This window comes from Burkholderia sp. AU18528 (assembly GCF_002223215.2).
In the GTDB taxonomy this organism is placed as follows: Bacteria; Pseudomonadota; Gammaproteobacteria; order Burkholderiales; family Burkholderiaceae; genus Burkholderia; species Burkholderia semiarida.
The window spans coordinates 140,746-156,737 of sequence record NZ_NKFC02000006.1; the positions used below are offsets into that span (position 1 = coordinate 140,746).

Consider the following 15,992-nt stretch of genomic DNA (forward strand, 5'->3'; position numbering starts at 1 on the left):
GTGTCGCGAGTCAGGCGATGGCGCGGGATGCGTTTGCGGATGCTCGACGGGCGCCGCCGCGCGCTTTGCGTCGGTTGTTGTCGCCAAGGCAACACGGTAGTGTTGCCCATTGACGTGCCGCCGGGCCGACAATGAATCTGTGGCAACGCGTGCCGGCATCGGCCAATTCCAGATGGCGGGTGCGTGGCCGATCATTCCACCCTATAGTGCTCGTCGTTGATCGATCAGGAAGCGTTCGGGAGTTCGTCGTGTTTCACCGGAGATTCAAATTGGGTTGTTCACGCTTCGCGTGCATCGTCGCCGTGACGACGATGCTGGCGCCAGTCGCGGCGCATGCACAAGTGGAGGCTGGCGACGGCGCGACGCACGTCGCGGCGGCTGTCGATCACGGCACGTCCGCGGCACGACCGATCGTCGGCGACGACCCGGTTGCCATCCGCGATGCGTTGCAGAAGCTGCACGTCAATACGCTCCCGCCTTCGTTGCGTGACCGGATTCGCGGCGCGGTCTCCGGCGCCGCTGGCCGGCACGGCCCGGATCCCGACCTGACGGGCGTCGGTCTGGATCGTGACGTGACATTCGTGGTGCCGGTGCGGTACGGGCTGAGATACCGGTCACGGCCGCACCTGCTGACGCTGGACGTCGACCTGTTCGATGGGGAGCGCGACGGCCGGGCAGGCATCCTGCTCAGAAGGGTGACGACGGGGCCGCGAGGGCGCGGGCTCGTGATTGCGCCGGAAGCGAAGGCAAAAGGGTACATCCAGCACGTCGACATCATCGAACTCGACGCCGGACAAGGCAAAAAGACCACGGTCAGGAGCCGCATGCGGCTTTCGGCCGCCGAGTACGCGCGGACGCAAGGCGACTTCGCACTCGTTTTTTCCGGGCGCCTGGTTCGGCCTTACCTGACCGAACAAACCGAACACGCCGATCCGAGTATCGAGGAGCCGACGGACATTTCGACGAGAATCTCCACGTTGCACATGGATCTCCGCGATATCTGGCTGGTGAGTCCGTCGAGCGGCGTCGTGGTGTCGAAGAAGCTGCGGCTGTCGAAGTAGCGGTTTCCGGCGGGCCGGTCATGCAGGCGCCCGGATAGGGAAGGGCCGGATCAGCGGAGCCATCCGGCCGAAGTGACGCGTTCGGGGGCCGCTTGTTCAGCGCCGGGTTTTCGGTATAATGGACCCACGTTCGGAATGTCGAACGTGAGAATTCAAGCATCCAGAGTCGGGTTTTCCGACGCCAACCTGCCCTCCCGGGCAAGGTGGACGCCCTCGAGGCGATGCGGCCGATTGACGGCAACGAAACGGGAGCAGCATGGCTGGCACCGGTTCGATAACCATTCATCCGGAGCAACCATGAGCCAAGTTTCCTCCGCTTCCCATCCGACGGTCTGTGAAGACTGGTCGCGTTTTCTTCCCGGTTTCACGTTGACGCATACGGTTCATCTCGTTTCGAGACGAAATCCGGGCATTGTTTCGACCGCGGCTGCCGTACTCGAAGGCGAAACGGCGACGGTCGACCGGTGGGCCATCACCCGCTGTGGCGACGTGCTCGAACAAAAGATCGTGCTCGGCGAGATGACGGAAGGGCAAGCGGTTCGGCTGCGTGAACGGCTCGCCGCGCTCGATGGCGTGCTCCGGACGAGGGTCGAGCATCATTTCGTTCGGGTGGGGGCGGCGGTGGGCGGGGACGCGACGGAGTGCAGTCTACGTCCGAGAATACGTCTCAACGAAGCTGCTGAAGCGCTCGGACCAGAGCAATCGCGGCAGCTCTGTGCCTAGCAGATCGGTCAAGCAACTCAGCGAATTGCTCGACGATGCCATTGGGCTCCCCGACCTCGGCGTTAACTTGAATTTGCAAAAAATCGGCGACTTTTTGCAAATTATGAGATACGATTTTGAACTCGGCTCTCTCAAATCGGGAAAGCTGACCGACGTCTACGTTTATCTCGGACGCAAGTTGTTCTAGCGTCAAGCCGAGCTCCTTCCTTCGGTGGCGCAGTGCGTCACCGAGTTGTTTTGCCGCCAGAACTGACTTGCGATTTGTTTGCATATTGCGTATCATTTTGCAGATATTTTTGCAAAATGGCAAGCATGGCAATCTACGTTGACGACGAGCGCATATCTTGGCGCGGGAAGCAGTGGTGTCACCTAGTTGCAGATTCATTGAACGAACTGCATGATTTCGCCCAGCAACTCGGTCTCCGCCGTTCTTGGTTCCAAGAGCATGCTATCTACCCACACTACGACGTTACTGTAAGCGTGAGAGAGAAAGCCCTTATCCTTGGTGCTTTAATGGGTGACCGCGGGACTATCGTGACATGCGCGAAGCAGTTGAAGACCGAGCTTCGCAGCGGGAAAAATGCAATGTCGCAGCCATAAATAGATCAGAACGAGGGGCCGTCGTGTTCAATCCGGACAATTCCGCAAGAAGCTCAGCTTTGCCGCTTTCTGAGTACGAGGTTCGAGCTTCGGCGTCAAACCAGTTCAAGGGGACCCCGGAGGCGTTCAATCAACTCAGATACGGTCTTTTTGGCGAAGTCGGAGGAATTCTGGCTGCGATCAAAAAATCCAAGCGCGACCTCGGGCCGGCGGAGCAGGCGAGCGTAACGGAAGAAATCGGCGACGCGCTCTGGTATCTAGCAACCGTTGGCATCGAATGCCAACACAGCCTGAACGATCTCGGGCTCACTGCCTTGGAGGAACTTCAGCGCCGCCTCGAAGTAAATCACAATAGGCCAATAGGCGACGTAACGTTCGCTGAGTTCGATGGCTTGATAGCGTTCTGCCGAAATAGGCTTGCCGCAGACACACGCACTAAAACGCTTTGCGGGCTCGGTGCCCATTGTGGCCAACTGATGGCCATATCCAGTGCAGGAGATCTCGCGAGCCACTCAAGTCTCGAACTGCTTGGCTCGTTGCTGGCAGACATGGTACTTGTCTGCGCCCAATTTGACCTTTCAGTCGCCCAAGTCGCCAAAGAAAATCTAGATAAGTTCGAGTCAAGGTGGCCGCGAGAGGGAACTGCCTACCATGCGCTGTTCGATGATTCGTATCCGGAACTCGAACAACTGCCTCGGAAGCTCACGATGCGGTTCATCGAACTGCACGGGCCCGATGGTGTCCCCTATGTCGTTCAGCAGATGAACCGTGTGAACATTGGTGACAGGCTGACCGACAACCGTACGGAACCGGACGGTTATCGGTTTCACGACGTATTCCACCTAGCCTACATCGCTCATTTGGGCTGGTCGCCCGTCGTCCGCGGCCTGCTGAAGCTGAAGCGTAAGAGCAACGCGCAGGTCGACCGTGACGAAGATGGTGCGCGAGCCATGATTATCGAAGAAGGCATTGCCACCTGGATTTTCAATCACGCCTATCGCCATCGGTATTTTACGGATACCGCGCCTGGTAAGCTGGACTATGGCGTGCTGAAGCAGGTTCGTGAAATGGTAAAGGGCTATGAGGTCTACGCGTGCCCGCTGTGGCAGTGGGAAAAGGCCATCCTGGAGGGATTCAAAGTTTTCCGTGAGCTTTGTGAATCAGGAGGTGGCGAAGTGACTGTAGATATGAAAGCACATACCATCGCCTTCTCCCCAATAAGGGAGGAAGAGAAGCCCACCTTAGTGGTGCTCCCAAAGAAGAAGGTGATGGTCGGTGCGGTACCTCCTGACTATGAATAAAGAAGAAGTATGACTCCTCGTTCATTCGTTGCTGCGCTGTCCGAAATCGGAATGGAAGGCGTATTCAATCCCTACAGAAATCGCTGCGAGGTTCATGACCTTGCCGACGCACCTGCCGTCCGCCGACGTAACCTTCGCAACTATTTGAGCGCCATAGAGCAGCTTGGCGTCGACACGATATGGATGGGCCGCGACCTTGGCTATCGAGGCGGCCGACGCACCGGATTGGCGCTGACAGACGAGCGGCGCCTCGACGCCGTTGCGCTGTCGTATCCAGGCACAGCTGTCAACAAAGCAACCAGGGGGCCGGTTGTCGCGGAAAGAACCGCTGCTGAGATTTGGACAATCTTGGAGCGGCTGGAGCGGCACCCGCTTCTGTGGAACGTATTCCCATTCCATCCACATAAAGCCGACGACGCGTTGACGAACCGGAAATTTACTGCAAGAGAGTTAGCTGCGGTATCCGAATTGAATGACGCGCTCTTCAAGTGGCTAAAAATACGTAGAATCATCTGCATCGGTCAGGATGCTGCGACGTACGCAAAAGCATTCGGCGTCAGTGTCGAGTGTGTGCGTCATCCGAGTTACGGCGGCGTTTCGGACTTTCGCCGAGGTATGCAGAAAATATACGGGCATAGCTTGGCGCCACATGTCTCTGCGACGCAACCAACGTTATTCTGATCCCGTGCACCCCAACACTTCTCGGGCTCGCTGTACGCCGCCCCAAGTCTCGGTATCGAGTACTGCATGTGATGAAAGGCAAGTAAGTGTACCGACTTTCAATTCTGCCTCTTTCGCAACAAACGAAAGAAGTTGAGCTAGGCCCAAAAGATTGCCTAGTGCTCGAGCGCAGTAGTGATGTGACCGATACATTGCCGTGAGATGCACAGCAAACCCTTCTGCTTCTCTGACGCGCTTGAAACTGAGATGGGAGAGGCAGGGCATCCCCATCCATCGGCGGCCATCTATTGCGGCGTTGTATGTCGGCACATCGCCCTCGACGCTGTCGTCAATGGCCAAGTCCACCGCCGGATCTGCGACACCAAGTTCATAAGCGGACGTAAATGAAGAGACCGAGCCGTCTTGCTTCGCCGGCTGCCCGTCGTGCCGTAGTCGGGTAACGAGCATATCTAAAGGATTGATTGACTCTTTTCCCTTCGCAGGAGGTCTGTCAATCATTCTCGATGCGTAAGTACCCCACGTGCCATGCTTTTTACCGCGCTTGAGCATGGTTTTGTACTTGTCGTAGAAATTGGGGCGACCATAGCGCTCGTACAGATCCAACGGAAAAATGGTGCCTGCGACTGTACGGAGGGTTAGGTCTTCTGCCTCTAGCGCGACGTCCACTCGCTGCATTATTGCCCGGTCCTCGGCAGTTACGGTGAGTGGCTCAGTGATTTCGAGTACGAGGTTCATCGCCGTACGATTCGGAGATGACTCGAGATACTTGGCGGCAGCTAGCCACGCAGGCACTACTCGCAATTGCTTGTCAAAGAGAATGGCCATATCGTAGTTTTATACCGCAAATCCCTCTTGCATGTGCAGTTGAAGATGTCTTTCTGGCACCCAAGCATGTCCTTGATTGCCCCATCCGGTTCCCCAAGAGTTTCGGAGATAAATATGCGTTTCGTTGGTCATGCGATGCGTGCCGACGCCCACGGCGACCATCGCATGAAATTGCTCTGGAATGACATATGGATCAAAATCGATAATACCATCTCTCGGATAAAACAACGACTTCGTGATGGCTATCACTATACCCACTGCGCGCCCCTGACGGATTAAGGAGGTAATTTCAGAGAGTGTCAAGGCGCGAGTATTCGATGGGCTTTGGTAGAGTGGCATCAGCCCGCTGGGCGGGGCTTGAAGCGGTGCGTCCTGTGAATCCGGGCGGTAAGGGTAGCTGTTTTCTTCCGGCTGTCCAGGGTAGGCCACTGCCGTGAAAACTTCGTCTACGGTAAAACCGTCCCCTGGCTCCCAGCTTTCCCCAGCTTTAGCTGCATGATGGCACAGGAACTCGACGCTCAGATGCGCAGTCGCATTGGCGAACGCATTCAAATCGGATGTCGTGAACACCAAGCATGTTGGCCGCCGACCTTGATTGCGCGGAGCCCCGAGACGTTCGGAGTGGTTCACTTCAACTTCGATCATTCGAGACCCCGAACGCTATTCAGCCTGCGTGTACGCTCAGGTCTCGACAACCCGTCGTTGACGTCGTCAAATTCGGCACTGAATGCAAGTGAATCTTGAATCTCGGGCTTGCGGGACCACGGGGTGATTTCATGAACCGAGATTGTCGAGCGCCTATTGTGGTCAATCGTCGAGTTGCTGCTTAAGTCGATTGTCGGCGTCAATGCATATCTCATTGTAGTACCGGCACCCAGTCCTCCCACGCGAATTACCCTGTCTTCACGGTCGGATACCATCCGTGCATCTTGCACGAACGGTTCCAGCGTAAATCCTTCGCAGCGCAACTCATCGATAGTCCACAAATGACCCGCCGCCGCATGATTAGGTAAATCAACTACAAAACGGTCGGTCGACGCTGGTTCTATAATCCGGTCCTTGTCAGTCTTATCGAGAATCCAGACATCGCCGGGTACCTTCTCTGACACGTCGTCGATGTTCAAAGCGGCAAGCTTCAGGGTTTTTGGTTTTTGCCCGAGTGTGCGAGTTGCCGACAGTGTAGACAGCACTCCAAGGCGTACGAGCGACCAAGCCATCGCTTCGAAGCTCATGCCCAGCCGGAGAGAGAGTTGATAGACGATTGTCGGGTCGTTCAGGTGTTCTTTCGACCAGCCCTTCATTCTCATGACTGCTATGACAAGCCAGCGAGGCGCAAGTAGCGAATATGCAAACTGATTTGCTTGCTGTTCGACAAGGGCCGCGTTGGTCCCGATGTCTACGGTCTCGTCGGTGTTGCTTTCATGTCCGAGAAAGTAGTGACCGAGCTCATGTGCGCATGTCATATGCATCAGTCCGCGGGGGCGCAATACGTTGACCAATATCCCCGCCTCACCATCTTCTCGAAGAAAACCACCAAGAAGCTTTTCCAACGGCCGGAACATCACAGTTACATCGGCCTCGCTGGCTAACTGGGCCGGGTCAACTCGAGTGTAACCGTCCCTAATGCGATCTTTTGCTCGGAATTCATCCAGAACTTCAGCGGCCCGGCGTCCAGCTTGTAACAAGTCGTCCCGCGCCATTACGAGCCTCGTCGTTTTGATTTTCCAGAGCTACGCAAGAATTCGGCGAACCGACCTAGCTCTTCGAAGTCCCGATCGCTCAGTCCGTGAGTCGCCCGCGCGAGAAAGACAACACGAGTATCTTGAGCGTACGATTCCCCAGTTAGGAAGAACTGCACCGTTTTCCCGTATAACTGGCTCAGCTTGTCTAATTCAACGGCCTCGACCTTGCGCGTACCGGCTTCGATGTTCGTGACCGCGGGTCTTGAGATTCTCAGGGCGGCGGCGACATCCTCTTGCGATAGCCCGACGTACTCGCGGGCTTCGCGCAGGCGCTGGGCGAGGAGCAACCTTTGGTCATCAGTCGAGTCAGGGGTGCCCTGGCTCATTTTTTCTTGGCCTGGAGGTATGAGATGACTTTGGCGGACAGCCCGTCAACAAATTCCTCTCTTGTCTTGTAGCCGCCAGTTCGAATAACGCTATTCGGGAGCTCGGTTCCAACAATCTTGTCGAGTATTGCCAACACCTCGACAGCGGTCATGGATTCAATCGGTTCGAGCAATTCGTCTACTGTGCTGGGCCCACCCGCCTCGGGTATTAGCGCGTGCTCGTCCCAGAACTCTTCCAGCGCCGCTTTAATCTGTTTCTCAAGGTCTGCCATCGTTTCCTCGCGCGCAGCTGTTGATGTACGAAAATCGTACAATCAATGTTCGATTTTGTCAAAGAACGGAGTGCGCCACGACCGCAAGCTGACAGCATAAGAGACGGGCTGCCCGGCTGGAGTTGGCCCGGCAGGTGTAAAGGTACGGAGAGCTCGCAGTTGGGTAACGACTTCTAAACCGCATTGCCATGAAAAGGCGTGCCCCGCCCTCACTCCACCGTCACCGACTTAGCCAGATTCCTGGGCTTATCGATATCCGTCCCCCGCGCGAGCGCCGCGTGATACGCGAGCAATTGCATCGGCACCGTATGCAGGATCGGCGACAAAGGCCCGTAGTACTCGTTCAGCCGAATCACCTCGATCCCCTCGCTCGGCACCAACCCGCAGTCCACATCCGCGAACACGAACAGCCGCCCATTGCGCGCACTGACCTCATGCATGTTCGACCTGAGCTTCTCGAGCAGCATGTCGTTCGGCGCGACCGCGATCACCGGCATTTCGTTGCTGACGAGCGCCAGCGGCCCATGCTTCAGCTCTCCGGCCGGATAAGCCTCCGCATGAATATAGGAAATCTCCTTCATCTTCAGCGCGCCTTCGAGCGCGATCGGATAATGCATCCCGCGCCCGAGAAACAGCATGTTGTCGCGTCGCGCGAGCAATTCCGACCACGCCATGATCTGCGGTTCCAGCGCGAGCACCTTCGACATCGCGTCGGGCAGGTGCCGCAGCGCACGCAGATGTTCCTTTTCTTCGTCGTCGCTCAACCGCCCGCGCACCTGCGCCAGTGACAGCGTCAGCAGGAACAGCGCGACGAGCTGCGTTGTAAATGCCTTCGTCGAAGCCACCCCGATCTCGATTCCCGCACGCGTCACGAACTGCAACGCACATTCGCGCATCAACGCACTCGTCGCGACGTTGCAGATCGCGAGCGTGTGCATCATCCCGCTGCGTTTCGCGACATGCACGGCCCCGAGCACATCGGCCGTCTCGCCGCTCTGCGACACCGCAACCACCAGCGTGCGCGAATTCGGCACGCTGTCGCGATAACGGAACTCGCTGGCAATCTCGACGCTGGCCGGCAGCTTCGCAATGCTCTCGATCCAGTACTTCGCGGTCAGCGCCGCGTGATAGCTGCCGCCGCACGCGAGCAGCAGCACCGAATCGACGTCGTTGAACACGCGCCACGCGCCGTCGCCGAACAGCTCGGGCATGATCGACGTAACGTCGAGCAGCGTATCGGCCACGGCCTGCGGCTGTTCGAAGATCTCCTTCTGCATGTAGTAGCGGTACGACCCGAGATCGGCCGCGCCGCTATGCGCGGCGACGCGTTGCACCGCGCGCTCGACGCGCTGGCCGGCCGCATCGACGATCCAGTAGCGATGCAGTTGGATATCGGCGACGTCGCCGTTCTCCAGGTACGCAATGCGATCGGTGATGCCCGACAGCGCCATCGCATCGGACGCCAGAAAATTCTCGCCTTCGCCGACCCCGACGACGAGCGGCATCCCGTCGCGCGCGCCGACGATCCGGTGCGGCTCATCGCGGCACATCACCGCGATCGCATAGCTGCCGCGCAGTCGCGCGACCGCAAGCCGCACGGCCTCGAACAGATCGCCGTCGTACAGATGATCGATCAGGTGCGCGATCGCCTCGCTGTCGGTCTGGCTGGCAAACACGTAGCCGTGCGCCTGCAGCTCCGCGCGCAGTTGATCGCAGTTCTCGATGATCCCGTTGTGCGACAGCGCGATGCGCGCGTTCGCGTCGCTCGGTGAGAAGTGCGGATGCGCGTTGAGCGTGACGGGCGCGCCATGCGTGGCCCAGCGCGTATGCGCGATGCCGGTGTAACCGGACAACGCCAGCGCGGCGATCTCGCGCTGCAGGTTCGCGACACGATCGACGCTTCGGGCGCGCGCCAGCGCGCGGTCGCGGTAGACCACGACGCCGCACGAATCGTAGCCGCGGTATTCGAGCCGCTTCAGGCCGTCGACGAGGTTCGGCAGGATGTCCCGCTGGGCTACCGCCCCGACAATTCCACACATATCGCGCTCCGTAAATGTCCTGTCTGAATCAGTGAGAGCGATGGTAGAGCCAGCGAAATGGAATTAAATTTCAAAAAATTGCGATGGATGAAATTAACCGTGGATAGATTATCATGTTGAAATTAAATTTCATCCGCTAACCGGAAGGAGCAGCCGATGCCCGGCATCACCCTCGACGATCTCGACCTGCGCATCCTCGCGATCCTGCAGGAGGATGCGTCGGTGTCGAACCTGCAACTGGCCGAGCGCGCGCTGTCGTCGCCACCTACCTGCATGCGCCGCGTGCGGCGGCTGACGGAGGCCGGCGTGATCCGCCGGCAGGTTGCGGTGCTCGACCCGGTCGCGATCGGCACGGCCGTCACCGCGCTGATCGAGATCAGCCTCGACCGGCAGACGGCCGAGGACTACGACACGTTCGAAGCGTACGTGTGCGCGGAGCCGGCCGTCACGCAGTGCTACCGCGTGTCGCCGGGGCCGGATTTCGTCGTGATCGCCGATCTGGCGGACGTGGCCGAATACGACGAATTCGCGCGGCGGCTGTTCACCGGCGCGTCGAACGTCCGCAACGTGCGGACGTTTTTCTCGACGCATCGCGCGAAATTCGAGGCGAACGCGCGGGTCGCGCATGCGATGCGCAAGCGCACATAGCGTGGGTGACCGGCAGCGCTGTCGCGGCTGTTCCGGCAGGACGCGGGGCTGTCGTTCACCGAATGGCGTCAGAACGCGAGCGCCTGCTGCATCGGTTGATGCATGCCGCGCGAAAACCCGGCGCCTTCGAGCGACAGCAGCGCACGTTTGCGCTCGATGCCGCCCGCATAGCCGGTCAGGCTGCCCGATGCGCCGACCACGCGGTGGCACGGCACGATGATCGATATCGGATTGCGGCCGACCGCGCCGCCCACGGCGCGCGCGCCGCTCATCGGCAGCCCGACGCGCTCGGTGATGTCGCCGTACGACACGAGTTCGCCGAACGGAATCGCGAGCAGTTCCTTCCATACGCGTTGCTGAAACGCGGTGCCGCGCAGGTGGATCGGCACCGAGAACGTGTCGCGCGCGCCGGTGAAGTACTCGGCGATTTCTTCCGCGACCTGGCGGGCGACGGGCGACATCGCGTGCGCGTCCGCTTCGGTCGCGATCGCAAGCGACGGAAAGTATTTCTGCCCGACGAAGTACAGGCCGCTCAGCGCATCGTCCTCGATGCGTACGGCGATGTCGCCCAGCGGGCTCGGAATCAGGTGAGCGGGAGTCATCGCGACACATCTCCATGAAGGCGCCGCACATGCAGTGCGGCATACGCGCGTCACGGCGCCCGGCGCGCCGCATGTGACGACTGTAAACCATCCTCGACGTCGATTCCGGCCGGAATCGGTCGTGCGTTTCGGCGGCCGCGCGGCCGCCACGCCGTGGCGGGAAAATCGGCGGAAAAACGGTTAATACCACTCTGCGAAACAGTCGTCTCTTTTCTCGCGACCAATTTGAGATGACTCATCGAAATCCCCGACTGACACGGTGCCGGTAGGCGGCCTATCCTTTGAAAAACGTTTTCCAGATTGGTTGGTGAAAGGGCCTGTGCGCGAGCGCGCGGGCCGTTCACCCCGGCGCCGGTCGCCGGTCAACGAACTTGGTGCGGCGCGACGGGCGCGACCGCGCATCGGAGACATTCATGCCCTCTGCCGTCGTCGGCGCCGTGCGCGCGGCCGCGAGCCGCTACCGCTGGACCGTCTGTGCGCTGCTGTTTTTCGCGACCGTGATCAACTACATGGATCGGCAGATCCTCGGCCTGCTCGCGCCGATGCTCCAGCACGACATCGGCTGGAGCCAGGTGCAGTACGGCCGCATCGTGATGGCGTTTTCCGCGTTCTATGCGCTGGGCCTGCTCGGCTTCGGGCGCATCGTCGACTGGCTCGGCACGCGCGTGTCGTACGCGGTCGCGATGCTGGTGTGGAGCATCGCCGCGATGCTGCACGCGGCCGTCGGCTCGGTGGCGGGCTTCGCGTTCGTGCGCGCGCTGCTCGGGATCGGCGAGGGCGGCAACTTCCCGGCCGCGATCAAGACGACGGCCGAATGGTTCCCGCGCCGCGAACGCGCGCTCGCGACCGGCATCTTCAACTCGGGCGCGAACATCGGCGCGGTGTTCGCGCCGGCGATCATCCCGGCGATCGCGGTGGCCTACGGCTGGCGCGCGGCGTTCGTGATCATCGGCGCGATCGGTATCGTGTGGCTCGCGGTGTGGCTGGTGATGTATCGCACGGCCGATACGCGCGCGCTCGCCGCGGAATACGACGAGCCGCGCGACGAAGCCGAAGCGCTCGACGCGGCGAACGCGAACGCCGGCGCGCCGCGCTGGGGCGAACTGATCCGCAAGCGCGAGACGTGGGCCTTTCTGGTCGGCAAGTTCCTGACCGATCCGGTGTGGTGGTTCTACCTGTTCTGGCTGCCGAAGTGGCTCAACGAGTCGCGCGGGATGGACATGCAGCACATCGGCTTGCCGCTCGTCTGCATCTATGCGCTGACGACGGTCGGCAGCATCGGCGGCGGCTGGCTGTCGTCGATGCTGCTGCGTGCGGGCTGGAGCGTGAACCGTGCGCGCAAGACGGCGATGCTGATCTGCGCATGCTGCGTGCTGCCGATCGCGTTCGTGTCGCAGGTGCAGAGCCTGTGGATCGCGGTGCTGATCGTCGGCCTCGCCGCCGCCGCGCACCAGGGCTGGTCGGCGAACCTGTTCACGACGGCCTCCGACCTGTTCCCGCGCCGCGCGGTCGCGTCGGTGGTTGGTATCGGCGGGATGGCCGGCTCGATCGGCGGCGTGCTGTTCTCGGAAGTGATCGGCCAGGTGCTGCAGCGCACCGGCCACTACTGGGTGCTGTTCGCGATCGGCGCATCGGCCTATCTGATCGCGCTGGCCGTGATGCATGTGCTCACGCCGAAGATGAAGCCCGCGAAACTCGATGCGTAAGCGCATTCCGGCAAACGAATGCGCCGCCCTCGGGCGGCGCTTCCTTTTTGCGTTGGGGAAAAGGGCGCGTCGCGACCGCGTCAGCTCGCCGAGGCCGTCGACGCGCGCATGATCAACCGCGGCTCGAACGTCGAATAGCTCGCGTCGGTGCGCCCGGCGAGCGCGTCGATCAGCTTCTGCATCGCGAGCTCGCCCATGTTCTCGCTCTGGATATCGACGGTCGTCAGCGCGGGCGCCGCGTATGCGCCATACGGCACGTTGTCGATGCCGGCGACGGACACGTCCTGCGGCAGCCGGAAGCCGAGCGACGCGGCTTCCTTCATGAAGCCGAGCGCGATCAGGTCGTTGTAGCAGATCACGGCCTGCGGGCGCTGCGGCCCGAGCATCACGCGCGAGCACGCGCGCTCGCCGGCCTCGGCGGTCGGCGCGTGTGCGTCGTGCACGTCGAGCGTGAGCCCCGCTTCGGCGAGGCAGTCGCGCGCGCCCTGGATCCGTTCGTCGTTCACGCGCGCGGTGCCGAAGCCGAGATACGCGATGCGCGTGTGGCCGAGGTTGAGCAGGTGACGCGCGAGCATGTAGGTCGACAGCCGGTTGTCGATGCCGACGCTCGGAATCGGCAGGCCGGGGCTGCGACGCAGCAGCACGAGCGGCTTGTTGAGGTCGAGCATCCAGCCGGCTTCCTCGTCGGGCATCCGCGTGCTGACGATCAGCCCGTCGACGCGCTGCGCGAGCGCCTCGATCAGCGAGCGTTCGCGCGTCTGGTTCTCCTCGGTGTCGACGAGCAGCAGCGTGTAGTCGTGCTGCAGCGCGACGCGGTTCGCGCCTTTCACGACGTTCGTGAAGTGCGGGTTGCTGATGTCGAGGATCACGAGGCCGATGGTGCGCGTGCGGCCGGTGATCATCGAACGCGCGAGCGGGTTCGATCGGTAGCCGAGCCGCTCGATGGCTTCCTTCAGCCGTGCCTCGACGGTCGGCGAGAAGCGCTGCGTGCCGTTCACGTACTTCGATACCGTCGCGACCGACACGCCGGCTTCCGCGGCCACGTCGCGGATCGTCGGGGAAACTTTTTTCATCCGAAGGGTAACGTTTTCGTTCGATAACGCCGGATTGTGGCAGAAAAAGCCCGCGCACGGCCGTACGGCGATATCGGGAAAGTGCGGATGGCCGCGAACAGGTCCGACCATTGACGTTCGGCGCGGCGTCCGCGTATAGTTGGAAAACGTTTTCCGGTTTAGATCAGATCCAAGGAGATTCGATGAACGCCTCATCCACCGCCGCGCGCAAACCGTTCGGCCGCCTGCTGCTGACGGGCGCGGCCGGCAACCTCGGCCGCCAGTTGCGCGGCGCGCTCGCCGACTGGGCCGACGTCGTGCGCGTCAGCGACATCGCGACGCTCGGCGACGCCGCCGCCCATGAAGAGCTCCGCGTCGTCGATCTGGCCGATCGGCCGGCCGTGATGCAGCTCGTCGAAGGCGTCGACGCGATCGTCCATCTCGGCGGCATTTCGGTCGATGCGCCGTTCGACGATCTGGTCGGCGCGAACATCACCGGCACGTACAACCTGTACGAAGCCGCGCGCAAGCATGGCGTGAAGCGCGTCGTGTTCGCGAGCTCGAACCATGCGATCGGTTTCCATCCGGTCACCGAAGTGCTCGATGCCGATGCGCCGCTGCGCCCGGACAGCCTGTACGGCGTGACGAAATGCTTCGGCGAATCGCTGTCGCGCTACTACTTCGACCGCTTCGGGATCGAAACCGTATGCCTGCGGATCGGTTCGTCGTTCGAGGTGCCGAAGAATCCGCGCATGCTCGTCACGTTCCTCAGCTATCGCGATTTCATCGAGCTCGTGCGCTGCTCGCTGCTGACGAACCGCGTCGGGCACGCGATCGTCTACGGCGCGTCGGACAACCCGGTGAAGTGGTGGGACAACACGAAGGTCGGCTTCCTCGGCTTCCGCCCGCGCGACAGTTCCGAGCAGTTCGCGGAACTGTTCCCGGTGACGGCGCCGACCGCCGAGTACGATGATCCCGCGCAGCGGTTCCAGGGCGGCGGGTTCGTCGTCGGCGAGCCGATGGAGCGGAAGGCTTAAGCGGTACGGCCCGTCGAGGGCCGCTTCATTGACGACGGATTTGCGGTTGAGGCCGCGCTCGATCAACTGAAAAACGCCGGACCTCGAGAGTCGGGGTCCGGCGCACCGAATCACTTTTTGCCGTAGGTCGCGTCGTGATCGGGCTCGATCGTGAGGAGGCGGAGCATATTGCCGTCACGATAGGCGGTCGCGCGACGCGCCTGCGTGATGCGCAGCGAATACAGCACATCGATGCCGGCCGGCGGCGCTACGCTCGTGATCTTTTCCCACTTCAGCCCCTGGTCTCGGTATAGCTGATCCCAGTTCAACTGCAGCAACTTCTTGACGGTCGCAAGCACCCGTGATGCCTCGGTCTTGTCCAGGTCGACCCACTGACGCTGGAAGACCGGATTATTCAGATCCACCTTTACGACGTCGTTTTTCTTGTGCATGTCGCAGCTCTTCGAAAAGGGCGTCAGGGTCTGATTCGTGCGGCGGATTGGCTTGAGCCCACGCGAGTGCTTCCTGCAGGTCACGTTGGGCCTGAGGCGCATGCAGCCACGCTTCGTTTTCGGGGATCACGACGGCGGTGCGGACGAGCCACACCCCCGGCTCGCGCTCTTCGATGAGCACTTGCCGGCCGGCGAATTCCTTGCCAAGCGAAATCTGACCGCTCGAACCGACGACCTTGACACTGGTCTTGTGTTCAAACGTGTTCATAGCCGGTTTCGTCCTAATGATTTAAGTAGGCGCACGCTCTAACTTGCCTCCTGTATGCCCAAACGGTGCGCGGCGTTTCGGCGGTTGACGACCCATAGTGTTACGTTGACGCTGAAGCATCGGATGGTGCTTCAATTTGTAATAAACAGGCACCGGCTCGTGCCTGTGTTCACTATAGCACAATTGCACGATTGCACAACGGCATGAATGCATGATTGCATCAACGCAGGATATCGGTCGCCTTGTGCCGTTCGTCGACGCCGTCGATCAGGATCAACGGGCCGCTCGCGTGGCGTGCGCGCAGCGGCTGGATTTGCCGGTACGCATCCGAGTCATACCACGCGCGCGCCGCGTCGAGATCGGGAAACGCGATCGCGATCAGGTCGCCGCGCCACACGCCTTCGCGCACTTCGGGCCGTGCGCCGTGAATCACGAAATGGCCGTCGTACGGCGCGAGCGTGCCGTCGATCCGTTCGAGGTATTCGACGATGTCGTCGCACATCTCGACGTCGTGCAGGTGGGCGATGGCGTAGGCGGTCATGGCGGGCTCCTTGGCGGGATGCGGTGCGTGAGTCGATGGGGCCATGATCGCGGCGCGGGTAGCGCGCGTCGATTACCTGCGACGTAAGCAAATCGCGACAACCGCGCCGCGTCGCGCTTCCGGCCGCGAGCGCATCG

General features: G+C 60.9%; 20 protein-coding genes and 1 riboswitch. Of the genes, 8 read left to right on the forward strand and 12 right to left on the reverse strand.

Translation table 11 applies throughout. From position 1 onward, the window contains the following. The first annotated feature begins 311 nt into the window (after positions 1 to 311). Entirely contained in the window at positions 312 to 1,061 is a 750-nt protein-coding gene (locus tag CFB52_RS17410; protein ID WP_306532430.1) for a hypothetical protein, read from the forward strand. A 151-nt stretch (positions 1,062 to 1,212) separates the two neighbouring features. Continuing rightward, a riboswitch (SAM-I-IV-variant riboswitch) is annotated at positions 1,213 to 1,316 on the forward strand. Between the two features lie 42 nt (positions 1,317 to 1,358). Next, on the forward strand, positions 1,359 to 1,784 hold the full coding sequence (locus tag CFB52_RS34650) for a hypothetical protein (protein WP_180278222.1): 426 nt from the start codon (positions 1,359 to 1,361) through the stop codon (positions 1,782 to 1,784). On the opposite strand, the gene CFB52_RS35385 is transcribed toward CFB52_RS34650, so the two are convergent. Continuing rightward, positions 1,729 to 2,169 carry a helix-turn-helix domain-containing protein gene (locus CFB52_RS35385; RefSeq protein ID WP_099317851.1) on the reverse strand — a complete coding sequence of 147 codons (441 nt, stop codon included), beginning with the start codon at positions 2,167 to 2,169 and terminating at the stop codon, positions 1,729 to 1,731. The genes CFB52_RS34650 and CFB52_RS35385 overlap by 56 nt on opposite strands. Between CFB52_RS35385 and CFB52_RS17425 the strand changes: the two genes are divergently transcribed. The 3 genes from CFB52_RS17425 to CFB52_RS17435 are packed head-to-tail and all read left to right on the forward strand — an operon-like array spanning position 2,097 to position 4,366. Then, the gene (locus CFB52_RS17425; RefSeq protein WP_099317852.1) at positions 2,097 to 2,384 is read left to right on the forward strand and encodes a DUF4031 domain-containing protein; all 288 of its coding nucleotides are present in this window, start codon (positions 2,097 to 2,099) and stop codon (positions 2,382 to 2,384) included. The two genes, CFB52_RS35385 and CFB52_RS17425, sit on opposite strands and share 73 nt — an antisense overlap. 23 nt (positions 2,385 to 2,407) lie before the next feature. Next, positions 2,408 to 3,685 (forward strand): nucleoside triphosphate pyrophosphohydrolase family protein, encoded by a 1,278-nt coding sequence (locus CFB52_RS34930; protein WP_218964205.1) that lies wholly within the window; start codon positions 2,408 to 2,410, stop codon positions 3,683 to 3,685. 51 nt (positions 3,686 to 3,736) lie between these two features. Further along, the gene (locus tag CFB52_RS17435; protein WP_257220496.1) at positions 3,737 to 4,366 is read left to right on the forward strand and encodes a uracil-DNA glycosylase; all 630 of its coding nucleotides are present in this window, start codon (positions 3,737 to 3,739) and stop codon (positions 4,364 to 4,366) included. Here the strand turns inward: CFB52_RS17435 and CFB52_RS34260 are convergent. From CFB52_RS34260 to glmS, 6 genes are all read right to left on the reverse strand, one after another. After that, on the reverse strand, positions 4,358 to 5,101 hold the full coding sequence (locus tag CFB52_RS34260; protein WP_144029745.1) for a hypothetical protein: 744 nt from the start codon (positions 5,099 to 5,101) through the stop codon (positions 4,358 to 4,360). The genes CFB52_RS17435 and CFB52_RS34260 overlap by 9 nt on opposite strands. A 99-nt stretch (positions 5,102 to 5,200) precedes the next feature. Beyond that, positions 5,201 to 5,836, reverse strand: coding sequence for a C1 family peptidase (locus CFB52_RS17440; protein ID WP_099317044.1), 636 nt, complete (start codon positions 5,834 to 5,836; stop codon positions 5,201 to 5,203). Next, positions 5,833 to 6,891: an ImmA/IrrE family metallo-endopeptidase gene (locus CFB52_RS17445; protein ID WP_099317045.1), complete on the reverse strand. Its 1,059-nt coding sequence runs from the start codon at positions 6,889 to 6,891 to the stop codon at positions 5,833 to 5,835. The genes CFB52_RS17440 and CFB52_RS17445 overlap by 4 nt, the downstream gene beginning before the upstream one ends. After that, on the reverse strand, positions 6,891 to 7,259 hold the full coding sequence (locus CFB52_RS17450) for a helix-turn-helix domain-containing protein (RefSeq protein WP_099317046.1): 369 nt from the start codon (positions 7,257 to 7,259) through the stop codon (positions 6,891 to 6,893). Before CFB52_RS17450 ends, CFB52_RS17445 begins: the two co-directional genes overlap by 1 nt. Beyond that, a complete protein-coding gene (locus CFB52_RS17455; RefSeq protein WP_099317047.1) occupies positions 7,256 to 7,531 on the reverse strand; it encodes a hypothetical protein in 276 nt (91 codons plus the stop codon). Before CFB52_RS17455 ends, CFB52_RS17450 begins: the two co-directional genes overlap by 4 nt. 209 nt (positions 7,532 to 7,740) lie before the next feature. Continuing rightward, the gene (gene glmS / locus CFB52_RS17460; protein ID WP_099317048.1) at positions 7,741 to 9,570 is read right to left on the reverse strand and encodes a glutamine--fructose-6-phosphate transaminase (isomerizing); all 1,830 of its coding nucleotides are present in this window, start codon (positions 9,568 to 9,570) and stop codon (positions 7,741 to 7,743) included. Positions 9,571 to 9,726: 156 nt separating this feature from the next. Between glmS and CFB52_RS17465 the strand changes: the two genes are divergently transcribed. Beyond that, positions 9,727 to 10,218, forward strand: coding sequence for an Lrp/AsnC family transcriptional regulator (locus CFB52_RS17465; protein WP_059640479.1), 492 nt, complete (start codon positions 9,727 to 9,729; stop codon positions 10,216 to 10,218). Positions 10,219 to 10,286: 68 nt separating this feature from the next. Here CFB52_RS17465 and CFB52_RS17470 read toward each other — a convergent pair whose 3' ends face one another. After that, positions 10,287 to 10,820 carry a methylated-DNA--[protein]-cysteine S-methyltransferase gene (locus tag CFB52_RS17470; RefSeq protein WP_099317049.1) on the reverse strand — a complete coding sequence of 178 codons (534 nt, stop codon included), beginning with the start codon at positions 10,818 to 10,820 and terminating at the stop codon, positions 10,287 to 10,289. A gap of 413 nt (positions 10,821 to 11,233) precedes the next feature. On the opposite strand from CFB52_RS17470, the gene CFB52_RS17475 reads away from it, so the two are divergent. Next, the gene (locus CFB52_RS17475) at positions 11,234 to 12,526 is read left to right on the forward strand and encodes an MFS transporter (protein ID WP_059579857.1); all 1,293 of its coding nucleotides are present in this window, start codon (positions 11,234 to 11,236) and stop codon (positions 12,524 to 12,526) included. An 80-nt stretch (positions 12,527 to 12,606) separates the two neighbouring features. Here CFB52_RS17475 and CFB52_RS17480 read toward each other — a convergent pair whose 3' ends face one another. After that, complete coding sequence (locus tag CFB52_RS17480; RefSeq protein ID WP_099317050.1) at positions 12,607 to 13,710, reverse strand: LacI family DNA-binding transcriptional regulator; 1,104 nt, start codon at positions 13,708 to 13,710, stop codon at positions 12,607 to 12,609. Between the two features lie 71 nt (positions 13,711 to 13,781). Here CFB52_RS17480 and CFB52_RS17485 point away from each other — a divergent pair, with 71 nt between their 5' ends. Then, positions 13,782 to 14,615, forward strand: a complete 834-nt coding sequence (locus CFB52_RS17485) for an NAD(P)-dependent oxidoreductase (RefSeq protein WP_099317051.1) — start codon at positions 13,782 to 13,784, stop codon at positions 14,613 to 14,615. Between the two features lie 110 nt (positions 14,616 to 14,725). Here CFB52_RS17485 and CFB52_RS17490 read toward each other — a convergent pair whose 3' ends face one another. From CFB52_RS17490 to CFB52_RS17500, 3 genes are all read right to left on the reverse strand, one after another. Beyond that, positions 14,726 to 15,046 (reverse strand): hypothetical protein, encoded by a 321-nt coding sequence (locus tag CFB52_RS17490; protein WP_099317052.1) that lies wholly within the window; start codon positions 15,044 to 15,046, stop codon positions 14,726 to 14,728. After that, on the reverse strand, positions 15,006 to 15,314 hold the full coding sequence (locus CFB52_RS17495) for a hypothetical protein (RefSeq protein ID WP_082720161.1): 309 nt from the start codon (positions 15,312 to 15,314) through the stop codon (positions 15,006 to 15,008). Before CFB52_RS17495 ends, CFB52_RS17490 begins: the two co-directional genes overlap by 41 nt. Before the next feature lie 220 nt (positions 15,315 to 15,534). Continuing rightward, positions 15,535 to 15,855, reverse strand: coding sequence for a DUF1330 domain-containing protein (locus CFB52_RS17500; RefSeq protein WP_059579788.1), 321 nt, complete (start codon positions 15,853 to 15,855; stop codon positions 15,535 to 15,537). Between the last annotated feature and the right edge of the window lie 137 nt (positions 15,856 to 15,992).